Raw genomic sequence first — 10333 nt, forward strand, 5'->3', positions numbered from 1 at the left:
AGCTTTCGGCAACCGTGAGTCAATTAAAAGAAAAAGGTTAGTCCGAATACAGTTTTATAACTGTATCTGGACTAACCTTTTTTATGTTTTAAATTATTGCTGTCGTAAATTTCTGTTTAATTAAGGACGTCCAAATCCAGCTACATAGTTAGACCAGTATCCTGAAGTAAAGGAAGCAACTGCTACACCAGTAGATGTTTGCGCTCCGATAAAGCTTCCGCCACCTAAATAAATACCAACGTGATCAATAGATCCACCCTGATTAAAGAAGATCAAATCGCCTGGTTGTGCTTGAGATTGAGAAATTCTTGTAGTTGCACCGTATTGTCCAGCAGCTGTTCTTGTAATACTACGTCCTGCTTGACGGAAAACATACTGTACAAATCCTGAACAATCAAATCCTGCTGGCGTACCGCCACCAAATGAATAACGTACACCTTTAAGTCCGTGAGCAATCCCAGTGATAGATCCGCCGTTTGAAGGAGCCGGTACACTTGCTTCAGGCGCTTTTGCCGGTTCTGGAGTTGTTTCAGACGCTTGATTTGAATCACTTGAAGAAGTACTGACGACTTCTTCTTCAGCGTCAGCTGTTTCATTTGCAGTTTCTGTTGTGTTAGAAACAGCAATCGTTGTTGTTTCAGCAGCAGCAGCTCTAGCAGCTTGTAATTCTTGTACTAATGCTTCAGCAGCTTTCTGCTCAGCAAGGAAAGATTCTTTTTCTTCTGCAACATCAGACTTTTCAGCTGCAATAGAAGCAACTAAACGTTCTTGATTTGCTTTTTCTTCTTCAAGCTCAGCTTTTTGGCTTTCCATCTTTGCTGCTCTCATTGTTTGCTCTTCTTGTTGTGCTAAGGTTTCTTTTTCTTTAGAAACCACTACTTCTTTATCATTCACTTGTTGCTGGATCAAGTTTTGGTTTGCTGAAACGATTGTATTTACAACGTCCAGTCTTCCAATAACATCTCCTAATGATTCAGATTCCATTAAAAAGTTCAAGACCGATTTAGAATCTCCTGTTACCTGAACAGCTCTTGCTTGCTCTTCTAATTTCACTTCACGATCAGCAATAACGGTGTTCAATGTATCGATTTCTTCTTTTAATTGAGTCAAAGTCGTATTTGTTTCTTCCATTTCGCCCATAAGAGTATTTAGAGAGGCTTCTTGCTCAGAAATTTTAGAAGCGACAGCTTCTAATTCTTTTTCAGCTTCGTTTTGGTCTTTAGAAAGGTTTTCTAATTTTTGATTAAACTCAGATTCATTTTCTGGTGCTGCGAATACTGGCATAGCTGGTGTTGCAAGATAAGTAAATCCTAAAGACGCTGCTAAAGTTAATTTCAAGATTGATTTCTTATTCAAGTTATTTTCCTCTTTCTATTATGTTTTTTTTAACACTATGTAGTACGAGTGAACGAGAAAAATATCATTCTCGTTCACTATGATTTTTAAACTTTTAAGAATTTTCTAATAGATAAAGCTGATCCTAAACTTCCGATGACGACTCCAATTCCCAGTAGTAAAGCTACAAGTAAAATCAGGAATGGATTAGGTTCTAACAAGGAATAATAGGTTCCTTGCAATGCATTCATCAAAGTATCATACCCTTGAAGATATACATACGATATAATACCTACTGGAATCAGTGATCCAAGTAATCCAATCAATGCTCCTTCAATTAAGAAAGGCCATCTGATAAACCAATTTGAAGCACCTACTAGTTTCATAATCTCGATTTCTGTTCTTCTTGAGAAAATGGTAATTCTGATCGTATTCGCAATAAGGAATACCGCTGTAAAGATCAATGCGATAATCACAACAGCTCCAATATTTCTCACAACACTCGTTACTTCAAACAATCGATCTGCATCTGATCCTCCGTAGTTTACGTCGGCAACATAATCAAGTGTTTCTGCTTCCTGTGCAACTTCTGAAGTTTGTTCTGGCGTATTTGTATTAACTACAAACACATCATACAATGGATTGTTGTCCCCATCGAATAGTCCAAAGGCATCCCCATAACTTCCGATAACATTGTTTAATTCAGTATCTCTACTAGAGAATTCTACGGATTCAACATTATTCAATCCTTCAAGACTCGCTTGTAAATTGTCTCGATCTGCTTCTTCAGCTGCAAGGTCGACATGGACTCTTATGCTCACATCATTTTCAATGTCTGAAACGATTTTGTTTACATTCATCAACATTGCAATAAAGCTTCCTACTAGGAGTAAAGTTACCGCTACTGCACTGACCGCGGCTAAGGTCATCCAGCCATTACGTACAATGCTTCTTAGTGATTCTAAAATATGACGCTTGATTGTTCTAAATTTCATATCCGTATTCCCCTTCCTCTTGATCTCGGGCAATACGTCCGTTTTCAACTGCTAAAACCCTATGTCTCACTCGGTTCACAATCTCACTATTGTGAGTTGCCATGATGACAGTTGTACCTTGATTATTGATTTCTTCAAGTAATTCCATGATTCCCCAAGCTGTTTCAGGATCTAAGTTTCCTGTAGGCTCATCTGCAATCAGTACACGCGGCATATTCGCAATTGCTCTAGCAATCGCAATTCTCTGCTGCTCACCACCGGATAGTTCATTCGGGAACATCCTAACTTTATGTTTCAATCCAACTAAATCAAGAACTTCTAGTACGCGTTTTTGAATTTGTTTAGGATTTTTTTCTAGTACTTGCATTGCGTATGCAACATTCTCATATACTGTCAATCTTGGTAATAGTTTGAAATCTTGGAAAACTACACCAACGTGTCTTCTCAAATGTGGGATTTTTTTGGGCTTCAAAGTAGCAAGATCAAATTCTCCTACTTTAACAGTTCCTTTGGTCGGAACTTCTTCTCTATAAATCATTTTGATGAAAGTAGATTTACCTGCTCCACTTGGACCAACAACGTAAACGAACTCACCTTGCTCAATACGAACATCCAACCCATTAATAGCTGTAATACCATTTGAGTATTTCTTGTAAACATTAGACATTTCTATCATTATATACTCACCTATCTATTTTGTTTTAAAGTCATCGAAACCTGGTAGGCATGTTGAGACCTCTTTGCGGAAAACTTAAGATTTCTCAAGCTTTTCCTAGTATATCACTGGATAGAAATAAGTCTGTTTTAATCCAATTACAAACATATTTCAAAAAGTCACACTTCTAGAGTTCATTACTCAAAAAAACTGCTAAGAACCAGTTAAAAGTGTCTAAAAAACCACTAAACGCCTAATTAGCACCTTATAGAAGTATTTATTCTCCACTTTTAAGCTTAAAAACCATTTTAAATGGTTTTTCTTCACAATTCTAATGTTACAGTTGTGTTAAAATACACCTCTCAAAAGTATGTCTAAAATTTGACACTTCTCGGTTTCGTAATAAATGTAAAGAGGCATTACAGCTTAAAACACACTGTAATGCCCATTAATTTATTCAGATGTATTAATTAGAGAACGTAAATAGGCTTCAATAAAACGGTCAAGGTCGCCATCCATTACAGCATCTATATTTCCAGTTTCCTCATTCGTTCTATGATCTTTTACCATAGAATACGGATGGAAAACATAAGAACGGATTTGAGATCCCCATCCAATTTCCTTTTGCTCGCCTCTTATAGCGGCCATTTCTTGTGCTTTTTCATCGAGCTCTTTTTGATACAACTTCGCTTTCAGCATCTTCATTGCGGTTTCTTTGTTTGCTAGTTGAGAACGCCCTGCTTGACTGGCTGCCACCAAGCCTGTTTCTTTATGGGTCAGTCTTACTGCTGATTCTGTTTTATTAATATGCTGTCCCCCCGCACCACTTGCTCGGTACGTGTCTACACGAATATCGTCTGGGTTAATTTCAATATCAATGTCATCATCTATTTCAGGTAATACTTCTATAGAAACAAAAGACGTGTGCCGACGACCACTTGAATCAAAAGGAGAAATACGAACTAAACGGTGCACACCTTTTTCTGCTTTCAAAAGCCCGTATGCATGCAATCCTTTTATGAGTATCGTAACACTTTTAATACCCGCTTCTTCTCCATCTTGATAATCCAGAATCTCATAAGAGAACCCTCTTTTATCAATCCATCTTGTATACATTCTGTAGAGCATCTCGCCCCAATCCTGAGACTCTGTACCACCAGCACCTGGGTGAATTTCCAAAATAGCATTATTGTTATCGTATGGTTCGCTGAGTAGCATTTCAAGTTCAAACTGTTCGATCTCTTTTTCAAGAGATTGCACACCTTGTTCAAGTTCAGCTCGCAGTCCTGCGTCGCTTTCTTCTTCAAGCATTTCCATCATCATTTTGTACTCTTCAACTTGTTCTTCCATAGAACGAAAAGCATTATAGGTACTTTTGACCGTATTCGCTTCATCGATAACTTTTTGAGCTGCTTGCTGGTTATTCCAAAATGATGGATCTGACATTTGTTCATCGTATTCTGCAATGTCGACTTCCATTGTCTCTAAGTCAAAGAGACCCCCTGAAGTCAGAGACTTTCTGACTTGCTGCTTGAATTGAATTTCTAATATCACTGATTTCCATTGTAATAGCCTCCTAGATTTATGGTAGAAAAATCCCTCTCGCAAAAAATAAGTCCTCAGGAAATCACAATAAATCCCTATAGAGATCTTTGCCTGAACGAGCATTTACTGAAATGTAAACTTTCGCTGACTCATTGAATTGTAAGAGGGCTGTTTCTATTTTACGAAAAGAAGAAATTAACCTAGTCTTGTATGTGTCTCTTCATCGTGAGAAAAAACGGCTTCTTTCGCCTTCCCACGATCTGCTTTCCCTTTAGCGCTCGTTTGTTCACGTTGCAAGTTTTGACGGATTTGAGATTTCATCAATAGACGAGTCACTTCATAGTCTATTTCACCAATCATATCTTCAAACAAAGTGAAACCTTCTTGCTGGTATTCAGTTAGTGGATTGAATTGCCCATATGAACGAAGTCCGATACCTTGTCGTAACTGATCCATTTGATCAATATGATCCGTCCACTTACGGTCCACCACTCTTAAAATAACCACTTTTTCAAACTCAAGAACTTGTTCTTTACCATTTAGTTGAGCCGTTTTCTCTTCGTAATTTTTACGAGAAAGTTCGATCAGTATCGTTTCAATTTCTTTTGCTGATTTCCCTTTTAAATCTTCTTCAGATAATTCTTCAGGGTGTACGAGTACGGTATGCGCAAATTCAATGATATGCGAAAGATTCCACTTAGTACGGTCTTCTTGTTGTGTATTCAATTGAACATAGCGCTCAATCGTACGGCGAATCATCGGTACTGTTACATAGTTCAATGTTTCGTTTTCTAGAATCACTTCAAGCCTTTGGTTGTAGATAACTTCACGTTGCTCACGCATAACATCATCGTATTTCAAGACATTTCTACGTGTATCGTAGTTATTCCCCTCAACACGTTTTTGTGCGGATTCAACTTGTCTACTGATCATGCGACTTTGAATGACTGCATCGTCTTCAGAAATTTTGAGTTGTTCTAGAACCATACGAATACGTTCTGAACCAAATCGTTTCATCAAATCATCTTCAAGTGATAGATAGAATTGAGAAACACCAGGATCTCCCTGACGACCAGCACGTCCACGTAATTGATTATCAATACGTCTTGATTCGTGACGTTCCGTACCAATAACAGCTAACCCACCCATTTCTTTGACTCCGGGTCCAAGTTTAATATCTGTACCACGACCAGCCATGTTGGTTGCGATTGTTACAGCACCAGGTTGTCCAGCATTTACAACGATTTCCGCTTCTCTGAAATGGTTTTTGGCATTCAATACTTCGTGTGGCACACCTTCTTTAGTCAATAAACGACTGATTCGCTCAGACGTTTCAACCGCTACAGTACCAACTAGAATCGGTTGTCCATTTTGGTGACGTTCTTTGATGTCTTGTGCAACAGCATTGAATTTACTTTCAAGTGTTGGATAAAGTAAATCATCGCGGTCATCACGAACAAGTTCGCGGTTAGTCGGTATAGCGATAACGTTCATATTGTAAATCTCGCGGAATTCTTCTTCTTCTGTTTTAGCCGTACCTGTCATACCAGATAATTTTTTGTACATACGGAAGTAGTTTTGGAAAGTAATGGTTGCCATAGTCTTGGATTCTTTTTGAATCTCAACGCCTTCTTTAGCTTCAATAGCTTGATGAAGACCGTCAGAATAGCGACGACCATCCATAATACGTCCAGTAAACTGATCTACAATCTTAATTTCTCCATCGTCAACAACATAATCAATATCAAGTAACATAATAAAGTTCGCTCTCAAAGCTTGATCCAAGTGATGAATTAAGGACTGATTCTCTAAATCGTATAAGTTTTTCACTCGGAATGTTTTTTCAGCTTTTTCTATACCATCCTCTGTAAGAGAAATAGATTTAGATTGAAGATCGATTGTATAATCTTCTTCCTCTTTCAGGCCTTTAACAAAAAAGTCCGTACGTGTATAAAAAGAAGTTGAGCGATTAGCTTGACCAGAAATGATCAAAGGTGTTCTCGCCTCATCCACTAAAATTGAATCGACCTCATCCAAAATAGCAAAATTCAATGGGCGCTGTGACATTTGGTCTTTGTAAACGACCATATTATCTCTCAGGTAGTCGAATCCAAGTTCATTGTTTGTAGAATACGTAATATCACATAGATAAGCTTCTCTTTTTTCATTGGGATTTTTTCCGTTCAGGTTTAATCCAACCGTTAGACCCATCCAACGATATAACTCGCCCATTTCTTCTGCATCACGTGTCGCAAGGTAATCATTTACTGTAACAACATGCACACCTTCACCTGAAATAGCATTCAGGTAAACCGGCATAGTAGCCGTTAATGTTTTACCCTCACCTGTTTTCATTTCAGAGATGTTTCCTTCGTGAAGGGCTATCCCTCCCATTAACTGAACACGGAAAGGAAATAGTCCAAGTACTCGTTTAGCTGCTTCTCGAATTGTTGCAAAAGCTTCTGGTAGCAAATCATCTAAAGTTTCTCCATTATTAAATCGTGTTTTAAATTCCTCAGTACGTGCTTTCAATGCTTCATCCGTTAAAGCAGCAATCTCGCTTTCCATACTTTCAATTTGGTCAGCAATTTTACCATAACGACGTAGCTCTTTTTTGTCATTATCGAATAAGTTTTTAAGTAAATGAGCCATTTTTAAAAATCTCCTCTTTGATCGTTTAATCTCTTTTTAGTTATATATCAAAAGCTATTCTTGTCGATTTTCATACTATACTATCATACCATTATTATATATTAAAAAAAAGTCCAGTTGTCATGCTTTATGGAGGTTTACAATTTTGTAATCTATGTACAGAAAACGGCTAAATGATTTCACTTTAAGTATGTGAATAAGCGCAAAAAAAGACAGGCATGAAACTGCCTGTCTTTCTCTTGAATAAAATTAATCTGTTTCAATTAATCCGTATTTACCATCTTTACGTTTATAAACGATGCTTGAACCATTTGTATCTGCATCTTCGAAAATAAAGAAGTTATGTCCTAACATGTCCATTTGAAGAATGGCTTCTTCAGCATTCATTGGTTTCAAGCTTAAACGTTTTGTTCTAACGATTGCTGCACCAATTTCTTCTTCTGTTGCTTCATCCTCTTCTGCCTCAAGATCTGCCCATAAATCAGAGTCTGTCGGTTGTGGTGCGTCTACGCCTTGAGATTTACGGTTCTTACGATTAATTTTTGTTTTGTATTTTCTCATTTGTCTTTCTAGTTTGCTTACAACTAAATCAACACTGCCATATAGATCTGGAGAAGTTTCTTCCGCACGTAAAACGATGTAAGGAAGTGGTACAGTCACTTCTACTTTCGCAGTTTTATCAGAGTAGGTTTTCAAATTCACATGTGCATTTGCTTCTGGCACATCCTTGAAATATTTTTCAATCTTACCTACCTTTTTCTCAACATAATCCCTAATTGCTTGGGTCACTTCTATGTTTTCTCCGCGAACATTGTATCTTAGCATATTCCTTCACCCTTCCAAATCTTATTTACTTTGAGCTATTCTAGCACAAATCACAGAATAACTCTCTAACAAACCATTGAAGATTGTTTGTTATCTTATATTCATTATACATGATAGCGGTTACTTTCTCAATGAATCTCTACTATTTAATGAATATTCCTTTTACCTGAATACCGATAAGGATTGAACTTGCCTTGCCCCTTCCGATAGAAGGCACTCCATAGCATAGATCATTGTCCTTCCTGTTGTGTAAACATCGTCTATAACGAGCACTTTTTTCCCTTTTATTGATTCCTTGTTATGTTCAGCCCTACGAAATGGTTGGATAGATTCTAACCTTTCTTGCCTATTTTTCTTTGATTGATTCTTTTCAGTTGTCGTATTCTCAAGTAAATTTGTATAAGGGATTTTTGCTATCTTAAGCATGATCTCCGTTTGATTGAATCCTCTATTTTGAAAACTTTTATTGGATACAGGGATGGGGACAACCATATCGATTGCTGACATACGCCCAACTGCTTTGATTAAATCTTCTGAAATCATTCTGGCTACTCTGATGTCACCTGTAAATTTGTACCGTTCCATCCATTCTTTGGCAAAAGCATTATAGCTATATAATGCTTTATGATTCAGCGATTCTATCTTACTAGCTTTTATCCATTTTTGGCAGTCTTGACATACCTCAGTTGTTTCTTGCAGGCGAGAACAACAAGGACAGCTAGGATTACCGCTTATTTTCTCTAACTTCGAATAACAAGATGCACAAGCTGATTTAGCATTCAGCTTTTTAAAGGTAAATAAATCACTTATAGTTAAAGAATAGGTCATCTGTTGACCACACCAGATACATATTGTCATGTTAGTAGAAGTCCTCTCTTTCTTGCAATAGTATTCATCTTCTTGATTTGACGAATGGCTCTTTTCATTTCTATCGTCATTCCGTCGTGGAAGTATAATACATCTCCTGTCGGGTACTCTGGAGAACGGCCAGCTCTTCCAGAAATTTGAACCAGAGATGCCTCTGTAAAGATTCGGTCATCAGCACCAATAACGAGCACATCAATATCTGGAAAGGTTACACCCCTTTCGAGGATCGTTGTCGTTATTAGAAAATCCAATTTCTTCTCCCTCATCAATAAGACTTTTTGTTTTCGTTGTTCATCTTGTGAATGGACAGCTTCAAATCTAGCTTCTTTGAATCTGCGCTGTAAAATAACTTTAAATGTTTCCATCCATTCTATATTAGGTAAAAATAAGAGAAACTTCTTCTGAAGGTCTAGTCGCTTTGTGATTTCTTTAAACACCTTTGTAGATTGCTTAGGTTTAAGCAGACGTTTTTGCCAATTTGGCTCCCTTATCATAATCGGCATTGGTAGCGGATGACCATGATATCTGGCAGGTAGTATGCTCGCTTTTAATTTTTTCTGACTAATTTTTTTCTGATCACTACGGTCAGGTGTCGCTGTTAGATAAATTAGTGCAGACTGCTGCTTTCTTGCTTTATCTACCGCGAAATGTAGTGCATCATCCAGTCTGAACGGAAAGGCGTCGATCTCATCGATGATCAACAAGTCAAAGGCTTCTTTGAATCGGTAGAGCTGGTGTGTTGTTGCTACAACTAATTGTGTGTATGTATACGCCTCTTCCATCCTTCCATATAAAACACTCATAGAAACATTAGGAAATGCTTCTTGGATCCTAGGAGCCAGTTCAAGACAGACGTCTACTCTTGGAGAAGCCAAACAGATTCTTTTATGTGCTTTGATCGCTTTTTCTATTCCGGGAAATAACATTTCTGTTTTCCCCGCACCCGCTACTGCCCAAAGTAACCGAACTTCACTAGAATCAATGGATTGAATAATTTCCTCGGAAGCTTCTCTTTGCTGGTTGGATAAAGTGCCTTTCCAATTTAAAACCGGATCCTTAGGAATCTCGAATCGATTCGGTTCCGGTATATGAAAAAATCTTGAACACCTTCTGATTTTTCCCATCTGCAAACAATTCGTGCAGTAAGTACACGGTTGCCCACAAAAGCAATCATTGAATTCAATCGGAGTGATTTTTGTATTGCATCTTCTACAATACTCTTGACCTTTCTTTGAAATAAATCCAGATGTTTCTATTCGGTCGCTTTCTACTAGTTTGTCAAAATCTAAGTTAACACATTCGGACTCCAAGACTTCTCTACCATATAATTGATCGACCATCCCTAGCTCCATTCATGTAGATACGTTTTCTTCCTATCTACATAAACTATTAAACGAATCATTTTCTGACGAAAAAAAGGGTTCTATAATAAATAACGTTGGTGAGAATTCACCAACGT

At 37.6% G+C, this 10333-nt stretch carries 8 protein-coding genes; all 8 read right to left on the reverse strand.

Annotated features, from left to right (window positions below; genetic code table 11):
• Positions 1 to 120: 120 nt before the first annotated feature.
• Positions 121 to 1356: a C40 family peptidase gene (locus VXN63_RS08275; RefSeq protein ID WP_327757556.1), complete on the reverse strand. Its 1236-nt coding sequence runs from the start codon at positions 1354 to 1356 to the stop codon at positions 121 to 123.
• A gap of 86 nt (positions 1357 to 1442) precedes the next feature.
• Entirely contained in the window at positions 1443 to 2330 is an 888-nt protein-coding gene (gene ftsX / locus VXN63_RS08280) for a permease-like cell division protein FtsX (RefSeq protein ID WP_327757557.1), read from the reverse strand.
• Positions 2320 to 3006 carry a cell division ATP-binding protein FtsE gene (ftsE, locus tag VXN63_RS08285; RefSeq protein WP_225743303.1) on the reverse strand — a complete coding sequence of 229 codons (687 nt, stop codon included), beginning with the start codon at positions 3004 to 3006 and terminating at the stop codon, positions 2320 to 2322. Before ftsE ends, ftsX begins: the two co-directional genes overlap by 11 nt.
• 432 nt (positions 3007 to 3438) lie before the next feature.
• Positions 3439 to 4549 (reverse strand): peptide chain release factor 2 gene (gene prfB / locus VXN63_RS08290; protein ID WP_327757558.1). Its coding sequence is split into 2 segments (ribosomal slippage): positions 3439 to 4476 and positions 4478 to 4549, totalling 1110 coding nucleotides; the frame shifts between segments, so codons are not numbered across the junction.
• 176 nt (positions 4550 to 4725) lie between these two features.
• Positions 4726 to 7182, reverse strand: a complete 2457-nt coding sequence (gene secA / locus VXN63_RS08295; protein ID WP_327757559.1) for a preprotein translocase subunit SecA — start codon at positions 7180 to 7182, stop codon at positions 4726 to 4728.
• 249 nt (positions 7183 to 7431) lie between these two features.
• Positions 7432 to 8007, reverse strand: coding sequence for a ribosome hibernation-promoting factor, HPF/YfiA family (gene hpf / locus VXN63_RS08300; protein WP_327757560.1), 576 nt, complete (start codon positions 8005 to 8007; stop codon positions 7432 to 7434).
• Positions 8008 to 8169: 162 nt separating this feature from the next.
• The gene (locus VXN63_RS08305; protein ID WP_327757561.1) at positions 8170 to 8865 is read right to left on the reverse strand and encodes a ComF family protein; all 696 of its coding nucleotides are present in this window, start codon (positions 8863 to 8865) and stop codon (positions 8170 to 8172) included.
• Positions 8862 to 10214, reverse strand: coding sequence for a DEAD/DEAH box helicase (locus tag VXN63_RS08310; protein ID WP_327757562.1), 1353 nt, complete (start codon positions 10212 to 10214; stop codon positions 8862 to 8864). Before VXN63_RS08310 ends, VXN63_RS08305 begins: the two co-directional genes overlap by 4 nt.
• Between the last annotated feature and the right edge of the window lie 119 nt (positions 10215 to 10333).

The sequence above is a fragment of the Marinilactibacillus sp. XAAS-LB27 genome (assembly GCF_036039175.1).
Lineage (GTDB): Bacteria > Bacillota > Bacilli > Lactobacillales > Carnobacteriaceae_A > Marinilactibacillus.